The organism is Pseudoalteromonas sp. J2K-J599, from assembly GCF_059295115.2.
Genome location: NZ_CM200272.1, coordinates 107751 through 130558, shown reverse-complemented (window position 1 = coordinate 130558; position 22808 = coordinate 107751). Strand labels below are relative to the sequence as shown.

Annotated in this window: 18 protein-coding genes; 12 read left to right on the top strand and 6 right to left on the bottom strand. The window is 39.3% G+C overall.

Going from position 1 to position 22808, the window contains the following annotated elements; translation table 11 throughout:
* Positions 1–388: 388 nt before the first annotated feature.
* From AC5NT5_RS17405 to AC5NT5_RS17395, 3 genes are all read right to left on the bottom strand, one after another.
* Positions 389–1489: an HNH endonuclease gene (locus AC5NT5_RS17405; protein WP_494513633.1), complete on the bottom strand. Its 1101-nt coding sequence runs from the start codon at positions 1487–1489 to the stop codon at positions 389–391.
* Entirely contained in the window at positions 1486–2082 is a 597-nt protein-coding gene (locus AC5NT5_RS17400) for a class I SAM-dependent methyltransferase (RefSeq protein ID WP_494513632.1), read from the bottom strand. The genes AC5NT5_RS17405 and AC5NT5_RS17400 overlap by 4 nt, the downstream gene beginning before the upstream one ends.
* Before the next feature lie 196 nt (positions 2083–2278).
* Positions 2279–3523 (bottom strand): UPF0149 family protein, encoded by a 1245-nt coding sequence (locus AC5NT5_RS17395; protein WP_494513631.1) that lies wholly within the window; start codon positions 3521–3523, stop codon positions 2279–2281.
* Positions 3524–3718: 195 nt separating this feature from the next.
* Here AC5NT5_RS17395 and AC5NT5_RS17390 point away from each other — a divergent pair, with 195 nt between their 5' ends.
* From AC5NT5_RS17390 to AC5NT5_RS17365, 6 genes are all read left to right on the top strand, one after another.
* Entirely contained in the window at positions 3719–4459 is a 741-nt protein-coding gene (locus tag AC5NT5_RS17390) for a substrate-binding periplasmic protein (protein WP_494513630.1), read from the top strand.
* Between the two features lie 7 nt (positions 4460–4466).
* Positions 4467–5207, top strand: coding sequence for a substrate-binding periplasmic protein (locus tag AC5NT5_RS17385; protein ID WP_494513629.1), 741 nt, complete (start codon positions 4467–4469; stop codon positions 5205–5207).
* Positions 5208–5498: 291 nt separating this feature from the next.
* Positions 5499–7097, top strand: a complete 1599-nt coding sequence (locus AC5NT5_RS17380) for an ABC-F family ATPase (protein WP_182755808.1) — start codon at positions 5499–5501, stop codon at positions 7095–7097.
* A gap of 634 nt (positions 7098–7731) precedes the next feature.
* Positions 7732–8475 carry a ferredoxin--NADP reductase gene (locus AC5NT5_RS17375; RefSeq protein ID WP_494513628.1) on the top strand — a complete coding sequence of 248 codons (744 nt, stop codon included), beginning with the start codon at positions 7732–7734 and terminating at the stop codon, positions 8473–8475.
* 250 nt (positions 8476–8725) lie between these two features.
* Positions 8726–9469, top strand: coding sequence for a nuclear transport factor 2 family protein (locus tag AC5NT5_RS17370; RefSeq protein ID WP_494513627.1), 744 nt, complete (start codon positions 8726–8728; stop codon positions 9467–9469).
* A 9-nt stretch (positions 9470–9478) separates the two neighbouring features.
* Complete coding sequence (locus AC5NT5_RS17365; RefSeq protein ID WP_002962108.1) at positions 9479–9799, top strand: hypothetical protein; 321 nt, start codon at positions 9479–9481, stop codon at positions 9797–9799.
* A gap of 808 nt (positions 9800–10607) precedes the next feature.
* On the opposite strand, the gene hemH is transcribed toward AC5NT5_RS17365, so the two are convergent.
* Together hemH and nosR are read right to left on the bottom strand one after the other, a co-directional pair.
* A complete protein-coding gene (gene hemH, locus AC5NT5_RS17360) occupies positions 10608–11627 on the bottom strand; it encodes a ferrochelatase (RefSeq protein WP_024597461.1) in 1020 nt (339 codons plus the stop codon).
* A gap of 74 nt (positions 11628–11701) precedes the next feature.
* A complete protein-coding gene (gene nosR / locus AC5NT5_RS17355) occupies positions 11702–13030 on the bottom strand; it encodes a response regulator c-di-GMP phosphodiesterase, NosR family (protein ID WP_024597460.1) in 1329 nt (442 codons plus the stop codon).
* Between the two features lie 224 nt (positions 13031–13254).
* Here nosR and AC5NT5_RS17350 point away from each other — a divergent pair, with 224 nt between their 5' ends.
* From AC5NT5_RS17350 to arfA, 3 genes are all read left to right on the top strand, one after another.
* Positions 13255–14208: a sensor histidine kinase gene (locus AC5NT5_RS17350; RefSeq protein WP_494513626.1), complete on the top strand. Its 954-nt coding sequence runs from the start codon at positions 13255–13257 to the stop codon at positions 14206–14208.
* 253 nt (positions 14209–14461) lie between these two features.
* Complete coding sequence (locus tag AC5NT5_RS17345) at positions 14462–17002, top strand: TonB-dependent receptor plug domain-containing protein (RefSeq protein WP_494513625.1); 2541 nt, start codon at positions 14462–14464, stop codon at positions 17000–17002.
* Positions 17003–17218: 216 nt separating this feature from the next.
* On the top strand, positions 17219–17419 hold the full coding sequence (arfA, locus tag AC5NT5_RS17340) for a ribosome alternative rescue factor ArfA (protein WP_007583517.1): 201 nt from the start codon (positions 17219–17221) through the stop codon (positions 17417–17419).
* Positions 17420–17832: 413 nt separating this feature from the next.
* Here the strand turns inward: arfA and AC5NT5_RS17335 are convergent, their stop codons facing one another.
* Positions 17833–18789: a helix-turn-helix domain-containing protein gene (locus tag AC5NT5_RS17335; RefSeq protein ID WP_182681863.1), complete on the bottom strand. Its 957-nt coding sequence runs from the start codon at positions 18787–18789 to the stop codon at positions 17833–17835.
* Between the two features lie 220 nt (positions 18790–19009).
* On the opposite strand from AC5NT5_RS17335, the gene AC5NT5_RS17330 reads away from it, so the two are divergent.
* Genes AC5NT5_RS17330 through eat form a run of 3 tightly spaced genes read left to right on the top strand, consistent with a single transcriptional unit; the run spans position 19010 to position 22763 of the window.
* Positions 19010–20416: an ethanolamine ammonia-lyase subunit EutB gene (locus AC5NT5_RS17330; protein ID WP_494513624.1), complete on the top strand. Its 1407-nt coding sequence runs from the start codon at positions 19010–19012 to the stop codon at positions 20414–20416.
* Positions 20413–21300 carry an ethanolamine ammonia-lyase subunit EutC gene (gene eutC, locus AC5NT5_RS17325; RefSeq protein WP_494513623.1) on the top strand — a complete coding sequence of 296 codons (888 nt, stop codon included), beginning with the start codon at positions 20413–20415 and terminating at the stop codon, positions 21298–21300. The genes AC5NT5_RS17330 and eutC overlap by 4 nt, the downstream gene beginning before the upstream one ends.
* Before the next feature lie 59 nt (positions 21301–21359).
* A complete protein-coding gene (eat, locus tag AC5NT5_RS17320; protein ID WP_182736600.1) occupies positions 21360–22763 on the top strand; it encodes an ethanolamine permease in 1404 nt (467 codons plus the stop codon).
* Positions 22764–22808 lie beyond the last annotated feature (45 nt).

Here is a 22808-nt window from a genome sequence, read left to right as displayed (position 1 = left end):
CGCGAGGTAAACTCCCGCCTACATTTATAAACACCAATTTACCCACACACTCTCATTCCCCGTGATCACACCTGAAACTTAGTTAATGATGAGTAATTTACAGCATGGATGCTGTAAAAAGCGTAGCTTGGCCACGGATGGCCTATCTACGCTGGTTACGTTCACATCATTAACGTAAGTTGAAGATACAGTGTGATCCTCGGGTGCGCCGTAGGATTCCAAAGGGCGGTCGGCGGCAGCCGCCCTTTGGTTGCCATCGCCAACGCGATATAACCTCGAATAGAGGTTTTTAAATCCCTTAATCCCACGCAAAAAAACAATTTATGAGCGCGAGATAAACCCACGCCTACAACCCAAAGCGCGATGTAAAATCGCGACTACGCTACGGCTACACGTCATACCTTGGCTTTTCTTCCGCCACTAAATCAAGCCCTGTACTTGGTTGCTGATATTTAAAACTAGCCGCTTCTTCAAAATAACCTTTCTTTACCCATAACTTTGCACTGTTAGCCTGTGCAACCTGATACGCCCAATCACTAACCGAAAGCGACTTATCTGAATCACAATTAAAGTAATCACTAAGTTCAGTTGTTAAATGCTGGCTATTAATCACTAAATTTTGTTCTTGCCAGCGTTCGCGGTGAAGTTGCGCAGCTAAAAAGTCACTTTTACTGTTATTACAGGTGCTATGTGCTGCCACAAAGTTATGACCTAAATCATTTGCGTAGCGAGCAAACGGTATAAAGTGATCAACCTCGGTTTTACTGTTCAATGGTTTTTCGCAATAAAAACAATTACCGTGCTGAAGCTCTATCAACACAGGCTTTGCCTTACTCAGTGCATTGCGATCAAAGCCGAATAAAAAATCATGTAGTTGGCTTTGTGGGCCAATTAAGGCTTGGTTATGCTTAATACTTTGAATTTTTTGCAGCCATGCATTTTTTGCTAAATAAACAACTAGGTCGTAAAAACGCCTAAAGCAGCCTGCAATACCTTCATTTAAGGTGATGTATGATTGGCCTTTAATATGGGGATACAAGAAACACTCTTCTTTGCCATTTAATTTTTGTAATAGCCAAAGCGGGCCGTCTTTAATGGTTTGTAATGTTGAACTGCGTATATTTTTCCAACCGTGGCTCTTTTTTAATTGGCTAATTGAATTAATATTATTTAATTTTGCATCATGAAGCGTAGTTATAATTTTGGCTTGTTTATTAGAGTTGGTATTTTGTAAAAGTAGTTGCTCTCTATTATTACCAATTGCGCCAAATGGCGATGCTTGGTGCCAATATAAAGTAATAAATTTATCGACTAATTCATCAAATTTTATTTGTAACTGTGCTTGCGGATCGGCGTGATGTTTTTCGATACTAATATCAGCCAGTGCGTGTAAAAGTGCAAACTTATAAGTAGCACTAAAATCACCTTCAACTAATAAGCGCTGAATATAAGCAATAAAGTCGAGCTGTTGCTGCATTGCTCCAATCATAAAACGTGCACTACTTTAAAAAGTGCATTTAGCCACACTTCACTTTCACGCTCTGGGCGCTGATCAACACTTTGCCATTGTTTAATAGCTTTTAACTGCGTATGGCTAAGTAAATGCGTTAAAGCATTTTCGTTTAAATCGGTAAATTCACGACCATTATGCACACGCTCTGTATCGCCATATTTAAACGATACATACAAAACGCCATTCGGTTTAAGCGCACGTTGTAGGTTTAAAAACACCTGCGGTAACTCAGCTTTTGGAACGTGTAATAAACTAGCGCAGCACCAAATCCCGTCGTATTGATTTACACAATTTAGCTCTTGGAATGTTTTAACCGCTACAGGTTGTTGTAAGTAACTGCTTGCCAACTCTGCCAGATCTGGGCTTGCATCAAACGCACTTACAGTGAAACCCTGCGCTTTAAAAAATGCGGCATCGCGCGCACTGCCACAACCGGCATCTAAAATACTCCCGTGCTGTGCAACGTGCGGTAAAAACTCAGCATAAAGCGCCGACATATCAACGTTAAGTGTTGAGTCGCTAAAAGCTTTGGCATTTTGGTTGTAATAAGTAAGTGTGGTGTTTGACACGAGACTCACCGCTCCTTGGCTAATCGTTTAACAGCTAAGATACTGTTAATACTGCATTCATTATTTGTTTAATCTACAGGAACAAGCGCATTAAATATAGGCTTAATAAGTAGAAATTTTTAAATTAATACGCTGTTATTATTAAGTGCTTATGTTGAGCACTGAGCGCGATATAAATCACGCTAAACGTTTTTCGTTACTTTTTTCTCAACCAAAAAAGACTCGCAGGCACCGAAATCCACGCTTGTTTACCTAATGAATCAAGATAAACAGCGACTTCTTCTTTACTGCCTGGGCTGAAATATGGCGGCTGTTGTTCTTTTAGTTTTTCTTGGCCGGTGAGTATTTTGCTAAAGTGTTTATTTTGCTGCTGGAGCATTTTTTTATATTCGTTAGCGGGTTTTGAATCACCATGCTTTACAAAAGCACTTAGCGCACGGCTTGCTGTTGTGTGTAGTTCTTGAAAATCAAAGTCGGCCAATAGAGCATCTAACTTGTCCCATTGTTTATTAATGATTAGGCAGTTCATTAATAAAAAGCGGTTTGCTTGATTGTCGTTTGGGTTTAGCTTTAATAACGCTTCGAGTTCTGACTGCGCTTTTTGGGTATAACCATGCAGCGCATGTATTTTTGCTCGATGCGCGCGAAGCATCATATAAGGGCGGGTTTCGTGCAAGCCCCAAAAGTGCCCTGTGTTATCTTTAATAAATTGCTTTGTTATGAGCCCACTTTCCATTATGTCTAGCAACATTTGTATTGGCTCAAGTGCTTTTAGCTCGGTGTCGGCAAGTACCAGTTCAAGTAATTCATCAAGCTCATCCAATTCATCCGGTTCTTCGTCTAAAAAGCTGTTGTTAAATTCGACCTCATCTTCATCACTTAAAGTTAGGTCGTTACTAAATCGAAGTTCAAAAATAGCGTCGGCCATAAAATACACATAATTACGTTTATATTCTTGGGCGTTATATTGGGCAAATTCACCAAATTCTTTTGTTGCTGCTTTTTCATTAGAAAATGCTTTTAAAACGCTGCTTAGGTTATTAAGAGCCTGCTTTTGCCCTGCATCAAGCATACGTTTATTTATATTTTTAAGCGCCTGTAAAACCCCTTTACAGTAACTTGGTAGGGGCATGTTCGGCTTTAACGAATCCCGATAGTCTTGCTTGGATAGGCTGCATTTTGTTGGCATTTTTAATTCGTTTTGAATCACTTTATCCATGCTTTGGTTATACAACGCCATTAAGCTTTCGAGGTATTTTATCTCGCTCTCTTTTTGAAGGTTAATATCTCCAAATAAATCAGGTTGCCACTCGCTTGGGGGAAGCATTTGGGGTAATGCACCTAACCCCATTAAATAACCTTGTATAAAATAGTAGTTTGGTTGTTTAGTGCTTAATTCACTGAGTTTTATAACATTGTTGCGAATTTTAGTTGGCGACATAACGTGCCCTGCTATGTATAAATTTATTATTAGTGTACCCATAGATAAGGTTACCAACAACGCTAGTTTGGTTGTTTTATCCTAAAATTAATTTTCAACGAAATATTTACAAATTTAAACAAACCCGCGCCGCTAAAATACAAAAGCTGGTTTATACTGTTGTAATAATGAGCAAAATAATAACTATGAGGCGTAATGAATAAATTAATTACCATATTTTTATGTTTGCTGTTTACGGCTCCATTTAATGTATTTGCTTGTGAAAGAACCTTTAGCGTGGCATCGCACGATGCTTTTTGGCCGCCTTATGTAATGGGTATTAACGGTAAACTGCAAGGCTTGGAGGTTGATGCGCTCAACATTATATTTGCTGACTCCCCTATTTGTTTTGAAGTTAAGTTACTACCAAATTCTAAGCGGGCTTTTATTGAGCTTAAATACGGCCGTATTGATTTGGAGTGGGCTGCAAGTTATACAGATGAACGCGCTAAATATGTGCACTTTAGTGATAACTACCGAACTGAGGTTATGCGCTTATACGAAAACAAAAATAATCAGCATAGTGTTAAAAACCTCGAAGACATTTTTAAACAAGGCTTAATTGTTGGCGCTAACTTTGGAAGCTATTACGGTGAGGAGTTTGAGCAATATAAAACTAAATATAAAAAGCAGATTGAATACACCAGTGCAACCAGTAAACGCTTTGAAATGCTTAATAAACAACGTATTGATTTTGCTATTGAAGACGAGTTAGTGGGTGCTTATTTTGGCCAAAAGGGCTCAAATATAAAATTAGTAACCAACATTGAGTATGTAAATAAAGACGATATTTATTTAATGTTTAGCAAAAAAACGGTGTCGGTTACTGAGCTTGCAGTAATTAATGAGCATATAAACAAAAACAAAACAGCACTTAAAGCGCTGTTTAAATACTAGGAGTGTAATGAAAACTTTATTTTTAACATTTACTACACTGCTATTTACTCACTTTAATGCCCTTGCGTGTTCAAAAACATTGGTAATGGGCACTAACGAAACTAATTGGCCGCCTTACCTTGTTAAGCAAGGTGATACATTTTTAGGCACAGAAGTGGATGCTGTAAACGCTATTTTTAAAGATTCAAAATTTTGTATTAAATGGACTTATTTCCCGAGTTTTTCGCGTGTTCAAGCTGAGCTTAAAAATGGCCGAGTAGATATAACCTACGCGGCAAGTTACACAAAAAAACGTGCTCAATATGCGCACTTTAGTTTGCCCTACCGCGAAGAAATAATGCTGCTTTATAAACACAAAGATTCGGCTGATGTAAACAGCTTGGCTGATCTTTTTAGTCAAGATTTTACAGCAGGTATTAACCGAGGAAGCTTTTTTGGTGATGAGCTTGAACAACTCAAAACCAAATATTCAAAACAGGTCGTGCTTACTGCTCAAGCAAATAATAGATTTAGCATGTTAGATAAAAAGCGAATCGACTATGTTATTGAAGACTCTGCGGTTGCGCAGTACTTTGTAAAAAAACACTCCTCAATTTCGCAGGTAAAAACTATTACACCGATTAACGTTAACAATGTGCATTTTATGCTAAGCAAGAAGTCGCTAACACCTGATGACGTGGCGACTGTTAATCAGTTAATTACTAGAAATGAGGCGGCTATAAAGTCAATTTATCAACCTGTGCATTAAAACATAGGTAATAACTCAGCTATTTGGCGCCTCCTCTTTAATATTGCTTGGCATTAGTAATTATTTACATTGTGGCTGTGAGTACACTCAACGCCACATACGCTAAAAATAGTGACTTAAAACCGAGAATTGCCGTTATTTTTACTTGGTTATAAATTAGCTGCCTTTTATCTTTCATTCGTTGTGGCTGATCTGTATAATTCGCCAGCTAATTTACCCTATTGTCTGGTTCTTGTTTGTGGCGTTTTGCTGCAGCGTACTCCTGTCAGTACTAATCTAGGATTACCTTTTTTGATCTCCACCGCAAATATTACGATGCAGTTTGGCGCAGAGCCGTTGTTTGAAAACATTTCAGCTAAATTTGGTAACGGTAACCGTTACGGTTTAATTGGCGCTAACGGCTGCGGCAAGTCGACTTTCATGAAAATTTTAAGCGGTGCGCTTGTTCCAAGTGCGGGTAATGTGTCTATTACTCCAGGGTTAAAAGTAGGTAACCTAAGCCAAGACCAGTTTGCTTTTGAGCAATACAGCGTTGTAGACGCGGTAATTATGGGCGACGTGGAGCTTTGGAAAGTAAAGCAAGAACGCGAACGTATTTACTCGTTACCAGAAATGAGCGAAGAAGACGGTATGAAAGTTGCCGATCTTGAAAGTGTATTTGCTGAAATGGACGGTTACACGGCAGAAAGCCGCGCTGAAGAAATTTTGCTTGAAGCGGGTATCGATAAAGAATTTCATTACGGTTTAATGGCAAACGTTGCTCCAGGTTGGAAACTACGTGTGCTTTTAGCGCAGGCGTTATTTGCAAACCCTGACATTTTGCTACTTGATGAGCCTACCAATAACTTGGATATTCATACAATTACGTGGCTTGCTAACGAGCTTAACAAACGTAAATGTACGATGATTATTATTTCGCATGACCGTCACTTTTTAAACTCGGTATGTACACACATGGCCGATATTGATTACGGTGAGCTGCGTATTTACCCTGGTAACTATGAGAAATTTTTAGAAGCTGCGGGCTTACAACGCGAGCAACTTTTAGCTGAAAACGCTAAAAAGAGCGCTGAAATTGACGAGCTACAAGACTTTGTTAACCGTTTTGGTGCTAACGCTTCAAAAGCTAAGCAAGCAAGTTCGCGCGCTAAAAAAATGGATAAAATTAAGCTTGATGAAGTTAAATCTTCAAGCCGTATGAGCCCATCGCTTTCGTTTGACGAAGGTAAAAAAATGTATCGTCAGGCGCTTGAAGTTAATAAGCTTGGCCATGGTTTTGATGGCGAAACGTTATTTAGCGGCGGCGACTTTTTACTTGAAGCAGGCGCTAAGCTTGCCGTAATTGGCGAAAATGGTGTGGGTAAAACTACATTTTTACGCTGTTTAGTAGACGAGCTTAAAAGTAATGAAGGCGAAATTAAATGGTCTGAAAATGCGAGCTTTGGTTATTGCCCGCAAGACAGCACTAAAGATTTTGATAACGATTTAACGTTGTTTGATTGGATGTCGCAATGGCGTACAGCTAAGCACAACGATTTAATGGTTCGTGGCATGTTAGGCCGTTTGTTGTTTACAGCAGACGATTCAAACAAAAAAGCGCGTAACTGTTCTGGTGGTGAAAAAAACCGTTTGTTATTTGGTAAATTAATGATGCAAGACGTAAACGTGCTTGTTATGGACGAACCAACTAACCACATGGATATGGAAGCCATTGAAGCGCTTAACAACGCGCTTAAAGACTTTGAAGGTACGCTTATTTTTGTAAGCCATGACCGAGAGTTTGTTTCGTCATTAGCTACACGTATCATTGATATTAAAGATAAAAAAGTAATCGACTTCCAAGGTACGTTTGACGAATACCTAGCAAGTTGTGAAGAGAAAAAAGCGTAAACTTTTTCTTATTGCTTATAAAAACGGTGCTAAATTTAGCGCCGTTTTTTATGTGTGGAATTTGAGTTTAACTATAAAATTAATAAAGGCTTAAATAAATAATTCACTAAGAGGTTAAGAGACGCTACGCTTTTAGAGTCAGTGATAAAATACTCGTTTTCTGGCTTGGCTCTTCTCATTTACTCCTCTTTGGCTTCTCCTAGTGCAATAGTTTTTCAAGTAAATAGTTCACTAATGGTGATATAAGACGCAGCGCTTTTAAAGTAAGTGATAAAATACTCGTTTTCTGGCTTGGCTCTTCTCATTTACTCCTCTTTGGCTTCTCCTAGTGTAATAGTTTTTCAAGTAAATAGTTCACTAATGGTGATATAAGACGCAGCGCTTTTAAAGTAAGTGATAAAATAAAAAACACTGTTTTTTGACTTAATTTTTCTTAGTTACTGCAGCATCGCTTTCTCTTATGCAATTAATGACTCTTATCGCAGAGCTAATTATTCACATTATTTTATTGGTAATTACTACACACATCACTGCTTTAAATCTAGTCATATTCTCCTGTAAGTCTTTGTCACTTAATGCTAATGTTGATGGAGTGAATTATTTAAAACTTTAATAGCTAAACCAAGAGGTAACTATGTCTAATTGGGTTGAAGCAACAGTAAAAAATGTCACGTGGTGGAGCAAAACACTCTTTAGCTTAACCGTTAATGCAAACGTAGAGCCGTTTAAAGCTGGTCAATTTACAAAGCTTTCAATAATGGATGGCGACAAACGTATTGCTCGGGCTTATTCATATGTGAATGCCCCTGAAAACCCCGATCTCGAGTTTTATCTTATTAACGTAATTGACGGTTTGCTTTCTCCTCGTTTAGCTACCTTACAACCTGGCGACACAGTATTAATAGAACAACACGCAACCGGCTTTTTTGCCCTTGATGAAATACCACAAAGTGATCAGCTTTGGATGTTAGGGACTGGCACTGCCATAGGCCCTTTTTTATCAATTTTACAACAGCCCCATGTATGGAAAAAATACAAAACTATAAATTTAGTGCATGGCGTACGTTTTAATAACGACTTAAGCTATCAGGCACTTATTAACGAGCTATTAAGAGTGTACCCAGCACAACTCAACTATATTCCTGTTGTAAGTAGAGAGGAGCCATTACAAGGCTTAAATGGGCGAATTACTAACGCAATTGAGAGCAACCGCTTGTTTGAATATGTAAAGTTAAACCCAAAGCCCAGTAACGCGCAATTTATGATTTGCGGAAATCCACAAATGGTAAAAGACACAACCGCGCTACTTCTCGATAAAAACTTTACGCGTAACCGCCGTAAAAACCCCGGCAATATCACGGTAGAGCAGTACTGGTAGGCTTCAGTAGTGGTATTAACTACCCGATAACGTTAAAATTTGCTATGTTGCACCCTTATACTAATTTTATCAAAAATATGATCATTCTATCGCATTAAATAACTCACTAACTGCGTTAAAAGTTATTCATATAGAACAACTATATGTCACAATTTTTGCGTTGTTATTGTGCTATTTTTTAACGCTATAATAGATCGCCTATTTAATGTAATTGGTATTACACGTATTTAGTGTTCATTTTAGGAAAGTTATGAAACCGTTATCTATTATTTTAGCCTCTTTAATCACTACCGTTGCGCTAATTACTTATGCCGCAGAGCAAAGCGAGCCTGAGCAAAAAGAGCCACAGGTTGAAGCTCAAACAAGCGTTGAAAAGCCAAAAGTTGAAAATGAGCAATCAGTAACTCAAACCAACACTGACAACAAAGTAAATACGCTTGAATACAAAGCGCCAGAGCTTAAAAAGCCAATAATTGATGCAACTAAACCAGACGATTCAAAGGTATTAGGTAACGAGCAAATTAAACCTGCTGAAAAGCCTAAAAATAAAATAGAAAAAGCAGTCGCAGTAGCCGAAGCTGAAAAAGCAGTTACGCAAGCAAAAGAGGCTCTTACAGTTAAGCAGCAAACTAAAGCTAAACAATCGCGCGAATCACTTGCTGTGGTAGAGCAGCTAGTTAAAGCATATAACGCACGTAACATTGAAGAGTTTCTTCGTGTATATGCCGAAGATGTTGAGTTTTATATTTTCCCTAATGAGCTATTATTTAAAGGTAAAGAAAAACTAATAGAACGTTATGGGCTAATGTTTAAAAAGTTAAAGTGTATTCACTCATCACCAATTAAGCGCATAGTGCACGGTGATATAGTGATTGATCACGAACTTTCAGAAACTTGTTCAACTGACGAAAACGTAGTTGATAAACGCTCAGAACTTATCTCGAGTTATCAAATTAAAGATGGGAAAATAGTACGCGTACTGTTTTTTAGATAAAGGCTTTAAATGCAAATAAATGACGACAAAAAAATTCGCTTAATGTATCGCATTGAGCCAGGTTGCCTTGGACCTAAGGGTGCTGAGCATATTGAAGATTTTTGTCGTTTTGCAAACAAGCATATTAAATCCCCCTTTTATGGCCAATTTGTATTTTTACCACGTTACGATAAAACCATAGACGAGCGACAATACAGCGTTAACAGCCGCAATTTATCACTTGCTCAAGCTCGGGCTTACTTAAAGCACTTTGATATTAATATTGAAGAATTTGAAGAACAACTCGACGAGCTCCTCACAAAAGCGATTGATTTATACTTTAAGCGATAGCGTTTAATTGCTGTTGCTTAGGTATTGCCTCCCCTCAAACGTACATTTTTATTTATTTTAATTATTATTAAAAATATAAGTAATTTCTTTCACAAAGATAAGGTAATCAGTAATAACTGAGAGAAATCAGATCAGGCAATATGTATCACTACTCTAAAAGCGCAGCGCCTCTTAACCTCTTTGTGAATAATTAGCTCTTTAAAAGCTTTTATTTGCACAATGAGAAGTAAAAGAGGGGTAAATGAGAAAAGCCAAAACCAGTGTTTTTATGTTTTATCACTACTCTAAAAGCGCAGCGCCTCTTAACCTCTTTGTGAATAATTAGCCCTTTAAAAGCTTTTATTTGCACAATGAGAAGTAAAAGAGAAGTAAATGAGAAAAGCCAAAACCAGTATTTTTATGTTTTATCACTACTCTAAAAGCACATCGCCTCTTAACCTCTTTGTGAATAATTCGCCCTTTAAAAGCTTTTATTTGCACAATGAGAAGTAAAAGAGGGATAAATGAGAAAAGCCAAAACCAGTATTTTTATGTTTTATCACTACTCTAAAAGCGCAGCGCCTCTTAACCTCTTTGTGAATAATTCGCCCTTTAAAAGCTTTAATTGCACAATGAGAAGTAAAAGAGGGGTAAATGAGAAAAGCTAAAACCAGTGTTTTTATGTTTTATCACTACTCTAAAAGCGCAGCGCCTCTTAACCTCTTTGTGAATTAATTAACTAAATATTTTAAAAGCCTTAAAAACAAAAAAGCGGTGTTAATTTTAACACCGCTTAATGCGAAATATATTTAGCTTTAGTAAGCTTGGGTTACAACATAGGTTTTATAACATCAAACACAGCTTCTATATGGTCGTCTCTGTCGTTTAGTGCCGCTATGTAACGGTATTTTTCGCCGCCTGCGTTTTCGAATATTTCACGGTTTTCACCTTCTAACTCTTCAAGTGTTTCTAGGCAGTCGGCGCTAAAAGCAGGACTTATAATAGCTACATCGGTAATACCTTCATCAGGTAAGGCTGCAAGAGTTGCGTCGGTATAAGGCTTTAACCACTCTGCTTTACCAAATCGACTTTGAAAAGTACTAATTACTTTGTCTTTATCAAGGCCTAGTTTTTCGACAACTAAACGCGTGGTTTGTAAACATAGGCAATGGTACGGATCGCCGCGATCTAAAAACAATTTAGGCATACCGTGATATGAAAAAACAATTTTTTGTGGCATACCATTCGCTTCTAAATCCTCACTAATGCTATTAGCAAGTGACTCAATATAACGGGTGTTTTTATGATAGCCATTAATAAAATGCAGCTCTGGCACCCAGCGCCATTTACGCAGTACGCTCGATACAGCATCAAACGTAGAACCCGTAGTTGGGCTAGAATATTGCGGGTACATTGGTAAAATAATTATACGCGTTAAGCCTTTATCACGAAGCTCTTCAAGGCCTGCCTCTATTGAAGGGTTGCCATAACGCATTGCCATTACGACTTCAGTATTGGTATAACCTTGCTCTTTTAATAAGGTATTTAACTTTACACTTTGCTGGCGAGTAATGTGGGTCAGTGGTGAGCCGTTTTCGGTCCATATACTCTCGTATAATTTAGCCGAACGTTTAGGGCGTACGCGTAAAATAATGCCATGTAAAATTATCATCCATACTAAGCGTGGTATTTCTACAATGCGTGGATCTGATAAAAATTCGCGTAAATATGTACGAAGCGCAGCCGCTGTTGGTGCATCAGGGCTGCCTAGGTTAGTTAGCAGTATTCCCGTTTTTTGGTTAAAACGCCCATCATGGGGGTTGTCAGTAACCGCAGAAAATCGCGACACAGAGTGCTCCTTCAAGCAAATTCAATAATCTATTTTATGCACATTGTAACGAAAAAAACTGCGGTTTAGATCAATCATTTAGCAGTTTTCACCATTATTCTGAACGGAGTTGGTTTTTTCGATTCTAGCTGTTGGAGTTTTTCTATCGATTTACTGCCAAATACATGACCTTTGGGCAGCAACATTATGCCCGTATGGCTGTGTAGAGCATGGCCCAGTACCATTTGATCTTTGAGTTCATGGGCGTTACAAATTAGCACTGATCCTGCTGAACTTTTTTGTTCGTGTAGTTTTGCATGGCTTGCTTCAAGTGCACGTACAATTTTAGGATGATAAAACGATCCACTATAAAGTTTTACACTTTCGAGTGCGTCATCGTGGCGCTGCTTTTCATCACTTGCATTGCTCTGCTCAAACGCATCCCAATAGTCGCGCGCTAAACCTAGCACCATAGCGCCTATTGGTATGTCGTTTCCGGCAAGGCCTTTGGGCATTCCGTTTCCGTTAAAGCGCTCAAACTGATAATAAATAGCATCCGACAAGTCATGTAAATGTATTGCTGGCATTAACATTAATTGTGCAGTACTTGGGTGAGTATAAAAGGTTTTGCGTTGTTGCTCGTTTAAGCGGTTAACTGGTTTTTTATAAAGATCAGGATCCATAGCAAGCAAGCCTATTTGCGCCAAGTAACCAGCCATAGGGGCAAGATCAATGCTTTTTTGCGACAAGTTTAAGTAAAGTGCTATTTGTGTGCAGGTATTAGCAATATTTTGTGCTTTGTTGCCATCTAGGTAAGGGTTTGCGTTAACAAAATTATATAGCAGCTCTACGGTCGATTTATGCTCTTGTTTTTCGCGCTCGTTGGCGTCTTCAAGCTTTTTTAAAACCTGTTTGATTTGTAAGGTGCGTTTTTCTACCCGTTGTTCAAGCGAATTATTAAGCTCTAGCAACTCTTGGTTTTGCGCTTTAACTTGTGCTTCTAATTTTTGATTTTGTTTTTTTAGTGCAAATTTTTCTAGGCTATCTCTAATGCTACGAAGTAATAAATCGTTTTGCCAAGGCTTTTGAATATAACCATTTATTTGGCCCTGATTAACAGCCGCTAAGGTGGTTTGTATGTCGGCGTAACCGGTTAATAAAATGCGTTGGGTGTCGGGTGCCAGCGCACGCGCTTTTTCTAAAAACTCGGCACCGTTCATTACCGGCATACGCATATCGCTAATAATTAAACCAAACTCATGATTTTTAAAAAGTGTTAATGCGTTTTGCGGATTATCGCAAACAATAACCGTTAAGCCATTTACTTCAAGTAGTCGTGTTAACGTACGTAGTACTATTTCATCATCATCAATGCAAAGTACATCAACCTGATTTATTGGTGTGCTTGGTGTTACTTGAGTCATTGAGTCGCCTTTAAATTACTTCTGGTTAAATAATAGCTTAAAAAAATATTCTATGGTGTGTTTGTGACTACCTTTTATATTAAGTGGTATTTATATAATGGAGTTATTAGCAATAAGTGGATAATTACTTATGCATAAAATTAGGACTTGGCTGCACTAAAGTTGCAAATTTGCATACAGACGACTAAACGTTAAGTATAAAGTTATCTATATGGATGAAAGGAATGAATGGATCAGATGGTAATTTTGAACGTGCTTTTTTAAACGAACAAAAGCTGCGCTTGGCCGCAGAACAATTACTCAAAGATAAAAGCACCGTTTTAGTTGCCATAAATAATGAACTACAAAAAAAAGTAGCCGATTTAGAACACCAGCAAATGCTGTTTGTGCAAACCGAAAAAATGGCAACCTTAGGAACGCTTTGTGCAGGCGTAGCCCACGAAATAAATACCCCGCTTGCCTATGCAATGAGTAATATAGAAAGCTTACAAAATTCTACCCCTTTGCTTATCACGTTGCTAAAACTTAACGAGCAATACTTAAACAATGAAATTAAAGAGAGCCGTTTTAAACACGAAATAGACATACTCAATTTACAGTATCCGTATGCGTGGCTTTATAACAATTTGCAGGGACAAGTTAACGACAGCGTTGAAGGACTCAAACGAATAAAACAAATTGTGCATGACTTATTAAACTTTGCCCACCCATCCTCCTCGCAAGATAAGCAACTAACCGATGTAACAACGGGTGCTAATAATGCTTTAAGATTATTAAGTAACAAACTCAAACTATGCGAGATAAAAACGCGGTTTGAACCACTACCACTTATTTGGTGCAATTTATCGTCAATTAATCAAATTTTTGTAAATCTATTAATGAATGCTTGGCAAGCATGCGAGCTTGATTTAGAAAAAGGCTGCATTATTGAAGTCAATATTTTTGAAGTAGACACAAATATCTGTATTGAGGTAAAAGATAATGGCTGTGGAATGAGTGAAGACACAATAGCGCATATGTTTGACCCTTTTTACACAACAAAAGAAGTCGGAAAAGGCACCGGTATGGGTATGACACTTGTATACGCTATGGTGAGCGATCACGATGGAAAAATAGAAGTTAACAGTACATTAGGCACAGGTACGACCATTCGCTGCCTATTACCTTTAAAAGCGTAAACTAACGAACAAAACCACAATGTAAATAAAAAGTTAATAGATCTTTTTTTGAAGTTTAATGCCCTTACAGCATGTATTTTAATCGATTAAAGGTGGTTTTTTCTTATCTTGAAATTTATTTGCATACTTAGACCAAATATTTAGTTTTTTTCATTTCTTTTTGTTTGCATATGTTGCTAGGATGTTTGCAACAGGTTATGAGCACCATAACCACACACATATTATAAGAACACAAAAAAACAGGGTCGTCACTATGCCAACATACCGTTTAAACACACTTGCTGTAGCCGTTGCTTTCGCGTTTAGCGCACCAAGCATTGTTAACGCAGAAGAAGCACCAGTGCAAGCTGCTAAAAACATTGAGCAAATATCTGTATTAGGATCGCGTGTATCTAACCGTACTTCTACTGAGTCTTCTTCTCCTATTGATTTAATTGACGCAGATGATTTAACCAAAGGTGGCTTTACCGAGCTTGGCCAAAGCCTGCAAGCGACAGCGCCTTCATTTAACTTTTCGCGTACACAAGTATCTGACGGTTCTGATTTATTTAGACCCGCCACACTTCGTGGCTTACAGCCAGATCAAACTCTTGTATTAGTAAATGGTAAACGTCGTCATAACCAATCGATTTTTGGCCTTAACGGTACAGTAGGCGCAGGCGCTGCGGGTACCGATATGAATGCCATTCCGCTAACGGCCCTTAAAGGCGTTGAAGTATTACGCGATGGCGCAGCAGCGCAATATGGCTCTGATGCTATTGCAGGCGTAATTAACTTATCTCTTAATAACTCAACCGGTATTACAACGGGTTTTGTACAATACGGCGGCACAAGTGAAGGTGACGGCGACACTATTTCAGCAGGTTTAAACCGTGGTTTTGAATTAGGTAACGAAGGCGGCTTTATTAACCTATCGCTTGAGTACCGTGATGCCGACGGCACTAACCGTGCAGAGCGCGATACGGGTGGTTCGCTTAATGTTGAACCAGGTACACTAAGTGAAGATGTACGCTGGGGCCAAGGTAACTCAGAAAGTGAATTCACTTCGTTATTTTACAACATGGCTTTACCAATGGGCGACGGCGAGCTTTACTCGTTTGGTGGCTACTCAGAGCGCACGGCGCTGGGTAATGGTTTTTACCGTAACTTTAACGAAGCCTCTAAAAACGTAACTCAAGTATATAGTGATGGTTTTTTACCGCGCATATATAACGAAGCACAAGATATTTCAGTAGCGCTTGGTTTTAAAGGCGATATAAACACAGATTGGACTTACGATGTATCTGCTGTTTATGGTGAAAACCAATACGATTTTACATCACGCAATACATTAAATGCTTCTTACGCGGCTGAGTATTTATTTAATAACCCAGATGCAAGCGATGCCGACATTGCAGCAAACTCAGGGCCTACTGGCGGTTACTCAGGTGGTTTTAGATTCGATCAAACAACGGTTAACCTTGATGTAAACGGTATTGTAGATATTGGCCGTAGTGAACCTTTATATGTAACAGTAGGCGCCGAATACCGTAAAGAAAACTACGAAATAGTGCCTGGCGATGAAGCATCATACGCGTGTGGTTTAGCAAATATGGATACCTCGTACCCATCAGTAAACGATCCGGATCAATTTGCACAGTGTGGTTTTCAGGCTTATAACGGCCTACGCCCTGAAGCGGCTAACGACAGCGACCGTAACAGCTACGCAGTTTATGTAGACGTAGAAACTATGATCACCGACGCATGGAACGTAAGTGGTGCGCTACGTTATGAAGATTTCTCAGATGCTGGGGATGATTTAATTGGTAAATTAGCAACACGTTATGAATTTTCAGATGACTTTGCAGTACGTGGTGCACTGTCTACTGGTTTTAGAGCGCCATCACTTCAACAAAGTGGTTATACAGCTTTTACAACTAACTTAGGCTCAGACGGTACCTTAACGCAGTCGTTCACTGCAAACACAGGGACCGCTTTCCCAAGTGCGTTAGGCGTAGATAGCTTAGAGCTTGAAACATCAACAAACTACAGCGCAGGTTTTGTTTACGATGTAACAAGCGAGCTTTCGTTAACGGTTGATTTTTACCGTGTTGAAATTGAAGACCGTATTACACTTGGCAGCTTGCTTTCGGCTGACGATGTATCGTTTAGCTCAGAAGCGGTTGCAGCGCTACAAGCAACTGGTGCAGTGCAAGCTAACTACTTCTCAAACTCGGTTGATTCTACTACGCAAGGTGTTGATATTATTGCATCGTACCGCACTGAAGTTGAAGGCGGTAATTTAGGAGTAACCTTTGCAGGTAACCTAAACGATACTAAAATAGACAGCGTAAACGCAGAAGACGGTATTCCTGAAGCGGTTGCTTTTGACGATTTACAACGTAGCTTTTTTACCGACGGACAACCGAGCGAACGTGCAACGCTTACGTTTGACTACGAACGCGATGCCTACACATCAACCATTCGCTTTAACTACTTTGGTGAAACAGACGTAAAATACTTTGGTAACGACCATATTTCATTACCTGGTGAGCTTTCGCCTACGGGGACATTTAAACCAACAAGTACGGTTGAGTCTGCTGTGTTAGTTGATTTAAATGTTAGTTACCAAATTAATGACATGTTTGCGCTTTCGGTAGGTGCCGATAACGTATTTGACGAAACACCAGACGAGCTAGGCGACGACGAAGTACTTAATTTTATCACCAACGGCGCATTTAAATATCCAGTACGTGCATTGCCATACGGTTTTGACGGCAGAACGTATTACGCAAAAGTAAGCTTTAGTTTTTAATTATCTTATAAAAAAGTAAAGCAAACTAAAGTAATATTAAGCGCAGTTATTAACTGCGCTTTTTTATGCTTTTTTATTATTAAAAAAGTACCTGTTGGGCATTAAAAATACTTGCGCGGTTGAAAATTAAGCCTACAATCGCCATCTCTTAAATAGGCCAATATAAAAGCCTCTTTATTATTTAACTTAAAATAACCATTAGTTTATAGGAAATATATGACTAAAAAATCTAAAGCAAAAACCGCAAACACCAGCGCGGTAGACACAGGGCGAGGCGTTATAAACCACAATGCACTAGCGGCGATGGTCACCTCTAAATTATTTAAACCACAAGTGGTTAAAGCTAAAAAAGGCAAAGGCTCGTTTAAACGTAGCAACAAACATTCAGGACAAGAGTCCTATTTAATCGCGGCTTAATTAGCACCGATCAAATAGGGCTTTTGAATATAGTAAGCTTTATACCTCGCTTTTACTTTTAGTTCTTTATTATTTTAACTTCCAAGCTGTCCTCTAAAAGCGCAGCGCCTCTAAACCTCTTTGTGAATAACAGCCCTTAAAATATGAATGCACAAAGAGAAGAAAAAGAGGAGTAAATGAGCAGACAAAGTCCATTTTTTTAAGCTATATGATATTTCACCATCGAGGCGCTGTGCGTTACACAAAGAAAACACGAGTAATGTTAGTCACTGGTCCTTGTTTTCTCTTTCACTTTTCGGTGATGATTAAGTTACTTGTTACTAATGCAGCCGACTAAATGTAAAAGCGGTGCTTTTAAACGCCAGCAAGCTGCACGTCTACAGGTGCTTATACTCAAGTTAGAAGTGTCATTTTTAACCTTTAAAACTATTATTTTTAACTGTTTGTGATGGGTTTTCACCAAATAGTTGCGTGTAATCTTTAGCAAATTGTCCCGCGTGCCAAAATCCCCAATTGGCTGCTATTACTGAAATGGGCTTATCTTGGTTTGGTTTTTTTAGCTCTCGCCTTACATTATTTAAGCGTGTTAAACGTAAAAACCGCAAAGGGTTAATTCCTAAAATACTCTCAAAGCTATATTGAAGTGTGCGCCTACTTACAAAAGCAAGCTCGCACAGCTCAGTTATGGTTATTGGGTTTTGTGGATTTGTGGCCACGTAATCTTTTACTTTATCTACTACGGCTTTTCGATGTTTATAACTTGGCGCAATATTTTGTTGTGGATTGTCTGCTTGTAATAAGTGTAGTGCCAACATGTTTAGCATATCTTGTTGCGATTCGGTTTTAAGTCCAAAGCCCTTGCCTACAACCATGCTATTAATTATTTGCCTTGCCGTTTGCAAAGATGAGTTACTCACCGATAAGCGAGCTGATTGTGCAGATACGAGGTTTTTCAATGTTACGCCTTGTAGCTGCGCCATATATTCAATTGAGTTCCAATCGATTACCAAACCATAAATATTAAATTGCTCAGGGGTTATCAGCTCAAAGTCGTTATCACTTGTACGGCACATAAATTGATTACTTGCCACACTTAAACCATTAATTTTACTTTGCTGTGACTGACAAGGAATGCCAAGCCAAACCGAATTAGGGGCTATGTTACATTGCTGACGAAGCGCTCGCTCAGTGTATTCTTTAAACACATGAATATTGGCGTAATCCGTTTCTTCAATACAACCATAAAAGCTGCCGTCGCTCATTTGATCGTATTTTTGCTGCCATTGAGTAAGGCTATGCGCTTGCTCGTCTATATCGTGTGTTTGCACCTTGCTCTTTAGTGGTGCGTTAAAGCTACTTTGCTGCGCCATATCGGGGATGCTCTTTTTCGTTACACTTTCATTATGCTTAAGTTAACACCGCTTTGCGTGTGTAACCAATTGAATTGGATTAATAAATAATCTTTTGCCGAAATTCGATAGTTACTTGGTACAAAATAAGCTGTCTTGTAACTATTCAATATTGATTTATAGCTAAAGATGCGGCTAAACCTATACCAAGGTTGATCATATTAGTTATGTGGAGTAAATCATGGGGCAAGCGTACAGTTACACTTTAGGTACACATACTTATAAATTCAAGAACTTAGCCCAGTTAATGGCTAAAGCTACACCGCAGCGTTCGGGTGATCGCTTAGCGGGCGTAATTGCACAATCAGCACAAGAACGTGCTGTGGCACAAATGACATTGGCGGATATTCCTCTTAAAACATTTTTAAATGAGGTACTTATTCCCTACGAAGATGACGAAATTACACGCTTAATTATTGACGAGCACGATGCGAATGCCTTTATGGCTATTGCACATTTAACCGTAGGCGATTTTCGTAATTGGCTTTTAAGTGACTTTGCAACACCTGCTGTACTTGCAAGTATAAGACAAGGTATTACGCCGGAAATGGCTGCTGCAGTTAGCAAAATAATGCGCAATCAAGATCTCATATTAATTGCTAAAAAGTGCCATGTTACGAGTGCTTTTAGAAATACTATTGGCCTCCCCGGGCATTTATCTACACGTTTACAACCAAATCACCCAACTGACGATATTAATGGTATTGCTGCATGCATGCTTGATGGTTTGCTATACGGTAATGGCGATGCAGTAATAGGTATAAACCCTGCAACCGATAACGTTGCCCAAGCCATTAAGTTAATGACGTTAATGGATGATGTTATTCAAAAGTACGCCATGCCGACCCAAAGCTGCGTGCTCACCCATGTTACTAACACCATTGAATGTATAGAAGCTGGCGCACCAGTTGATTTAGTATTTCAGTCGATTGGTGGCACAGAGGCTACTAATTCAAGTTTTGGTTTTAATTTAAATACCTTGGCTGAAGCGCAAGATGCCGCTTTGAGTTTAAAGCGTGGCACTGTTGGCAATAATGTAATGTATTTTGAAACTGGGCAAGGCAGTTCGCTTTCAGCAAATGCGCATCATGAGCTTGATCAGCAAACGTGCGAAGCTCGCGCTTATGCCGTTGCTCGTAAGTTTAACCCGTTACTGGTTAATACCGTGGTGGGGTTTATTGGCCCTGAATATTTGTTTGATGGTAAAGAAATTACCCGAGCAGGACTTGAGGATCATTTTTGCGCTAAGTTACTAGGTATACCGATGGGATGCGATGTGTGTTACACCAATCATGCAGAGGCTGATCAAAACGATATGGATAACTTGCTTACGCTATTAGGTGTTGCTGGTTGCTCGTTTGTAATGGGAATACCTGGCTCTGACGATATTATGCTTAATTACCAAACTACGTCTTTTCATGATGCATTATATGTTCGCCGTGTACTTGGCTCTAGACCTGCCCCCGAGTTTGAAGCATGGCTAAGCAAAATGAAAATAATGCAAAGCACTACCGATATTACACTTTCAGATACCTTGCCTCCCGCTTTTGCTAAACCTCTGGGTGCAATTACTGGAGGTGGCTCATGAAATCACGTTTAAAACAGAGCACTCCTTTAGATGACTCAGTAAACGAGCATAAAAATAACGGTAATGTAGTGCATAACCCTTGGAGTGATTTACGCCGTTTTACCGACGCCCGTATTGGGCTTGGGCGTGCGGGTATAAGTTTACCCACCTCAGAAATGCTGGCTTTTCAGCTATCTCATGCACAAGCACGCGATGCGGTGAGTTTTCCGCTTGATATTAACGAAATAACTGAGCAAATAGGCAGTATTAGTGCTCTAAAAGAGGTTGACCCTCCCCTGCATTTACACAGCCAAGCCGTTGACAGGGTTACTTACCTTCAGCGACCCGATTTAGGCCGCAAGCTTGATGAAAATGGTAGGCAAATACTTCTCAGCTATATGAATAAACAAAAGCACACTACGCAGGCTAAATACGATTTAGCGATTGTAGTGGTTGATGGACTCTCCTCGTTAGCGGTACAAAAAAATGCATGCCCATTTATAACAGAGCTATTAGCGCACCTTACAACAGACAAGCAATTTAAAATTGCCCCCATTACTTTGGTTGAACAAGGTCGAGTAGCAATTGGCGACGATATAGGTGAGTTGCTAAATGCGCAGGTAGTTATGGTGTTAATAGGAGAGCGCCCAGGACTTAGTTCGCCAGATAGCCTTGGCTTGTATTTAACATGGGAGCCTAAAACAGGACTTAACGATGCATGTCGTAATTGCATATCGAATATTCGCCCAGCAGGCCTACCTTATACAGAAGCGGCTAGGCGTGCGCTGTACTTATTACGTGAAGCTAAAAAACTAAAACTAACTGGGGTTAATTTAAAAGACCGTACACAAGACGATGTAATTGAGCATCAGGTTTCAACCACTAACTTTTTAATTGCTGAGTAATTTTAATTAAAAACACATGAAATAAAACAATAAAAACTAAACATCAACGGAGAAGGGTTATGTCTACTAATAATACAGAGTACCTTGCTAAAAGACAGTTAAAACGAGGTACTGCGGGGTGGTTATTACTCGCAGGTTTGGGTGTGTCGTATGTAATATCGGGTGACTTTGCAGGTTGGAACTTTGGTATTGCCGAAGCGGGTTGGGGTGGCTTTGCCATTGCTGCAGTGTTAATGGCAGTTATGTATTTAGCGCTGGTATTGTCGCTTGCTGAAATGTCAGCTGCAATACCTGCAGCAGGCGGTGGTTATAGTTTTGCGCGCCAAGCTATGGGGCCTGCGGGAGGCTATTTAACCGGGCTTGCGGTATTAATTGAATACGCCTTAGCACCCGCTGCTATTGTTATTTTTATAGGCTCTGCAGTTGAAGCCCTCACTGGATTTAATGGACCATGGGTATATGCATTATTTTACTTACTATTTGTGGGAATTCATTTAGCAGGCGTAGGAGAAGCACTTAAAGTAATGATGGTAATAAGTGGTTTAGCAGTATTAGCTATTATTGCAACGGCTTTTGTTTTAATTACAAATTTTGATGCATCACGCTTATTTGACGTCCCCGTAACCGATGCAGTGGGAGCCAGTGAGTTTTTACCTTTAGGTTGGTACGGGGTTTGGGCTGCATTACCGTTTGCCATGTGGTTATTTTTAGCGGTGGAAGGTGTACCGCTTGCTGCAGAAGAGGCAAAAGATCCCGCTAAAGATGTGCCAAAAGGCATTATTGGTGCAATGATCTTTTTGTTATTTACTGCTTTTTTAGTTGTTGTTTTAGTGCCTGGCGCTGGCGGTGCTGCTGCAATGGGCGCAAGTGCTGTACCTTTGGTTGATGCATTAAATGCATCGGGTAGTGAGGGCTTAGCAACTGTAGTAAATATATTAGGGCTTGCGGGTTTAGTTGCTTCGTTTTTCTCTATTATTTATGGTTATAGTCGTTTAGTGTTTGCTTTATCTAGAGCCGGATATTTATCGCGTTCGTTGTCGATTACGACTAATCGCAAAGTGCCAGCACGTGCGTTGATTGTACCTGCCGTATTTGGTTTTTTAGTATCACTTAGTGGCGAGGGTGATTTAATACTTGCAATGGCTGTAGTAGGTGCAACTGTATCGTATGCATTGATGGCGCTGAGCCATATTTTACTACGCGTTAAACAACCTGATTTACCTCGCCCGTATAAAACCCCTGGTGGTGTAGTAACTTCAAGTATTGCTTTAGTGCTTTCGCTTATAGCATTAACCGGTGTGTATGCGTTCGACCCTCGTGCATTTTTATACACTATGATGCTGTTTATTGTGGGCGCCGTATATTACTTTGGCTACAGCTCAAAACACTTAGTTGCTAAAAGCGCTGATGAAGAGTTTGCAATGTTGGCAGATGCAGAATCTGATTTAGAAATGGCTAAGTAAATATTAATAGTTATTATAAGTGAGGCTAGCCCTCACTTATATTTT

Coding starts and splice junctions, on each gene's coding strand:
- nosR (WP_024597460.1), bottom strand. CDS start 13,030: ATGACTCAAGTAACACCAAGCACACCAATAAATCAGGTTGATGTACTT.
- AC5NT5_RS17330 (WP_494513624.1), top strand. CDS start 19,010: ATGGGGCAAGCGTACAGTTACACTTTAGGTACACATACTTATAAATTC.
- AC5NT5_RS17365 (WP_002962108.1), top strand. CDS start 9,479: ATGCAAATAAATGACGACAAAAAAATTCGCTTAATGTATCGCATTGAG.
- AC5NT5_RS17395 (WP_494513631.1), bottom strand. CDS start 3,523: ATGTCGCCAACTAAAATTCGCAACAATGTTATAAAACTCAGTGAATTA.
- AC5NT5_RS17390 (WP_494513630.1), top strand. CDS start 3,719: ATGAATAAATTAATTACCATATTTTTATGTTTGCTGTTTACGGCTCCA.
- AC5NT5_RS17405 (WP_494513633.1), bottom strand. CDS start 1,489: ATGATTGGAGCAATGCAGCAACAGCTCGACTTTATTGCTTATATTCAG.
- arfA (WP_007583517.1), top strand. CDS start 17,219: ATGACTAAAAAATCTAAAGCAAAAACCGCAAACACCAGCGCGGTAGAC.
- AC5NT5_RS17350 (WP_494513626.1), top strand. CDS start 13,255: ATGAATGGATCAGATGGTAATTTTGAACGTGCTTTTTTAAACGAACAA.
- AC5NT5_RS17375 (WP_494513628.1), top strand. CDS start 7,732: ATGTCTAATTGGGTTGAAGCAACAGTAAAAAATGTCACGTGGTGGAGC.
- AC5NT5_RS17370 (WP_494513627.1), top strand. CDS start 8,726: ATGAAACCGTTATCTATTATTTTAGCCTCTTTAATCACTACCGTTGCG.
- eat (WP_182736600.1), top strand. CDS start 21,360: ATGTCTACTAATAATACAGAGTACCTTGCTAAAAGACAGTTAAAACGA.
- AC5NT5_RS17345 (WP_494513625.1), top strand. CDS start 14,462: ATGCCAACATACCGTTTAAACACACTTGCTGTAGCCGTTGCTTTCGCG.
- eutC (WP_494513623.1), top strand. CDS start 20,413: ATGAAATCACGTTTAAAACAGAGCACTCCTTTAGATGACTCAGTAAAC.
- AC5NT5_RS17385 (WP_494513629.1), top strand. CDS start 4,467: ATGAAAACTTTATTTTTAACATTTACTACACTGCTATTTACTCACTTT.
- AC5NT5_RS17335 (WP_182681863.1), bottom strand. CDS start 18,789: ATGGCGCAGCAAAGTAGCTTTAACGCACCACTAAAGAGCAAGGTGCAA.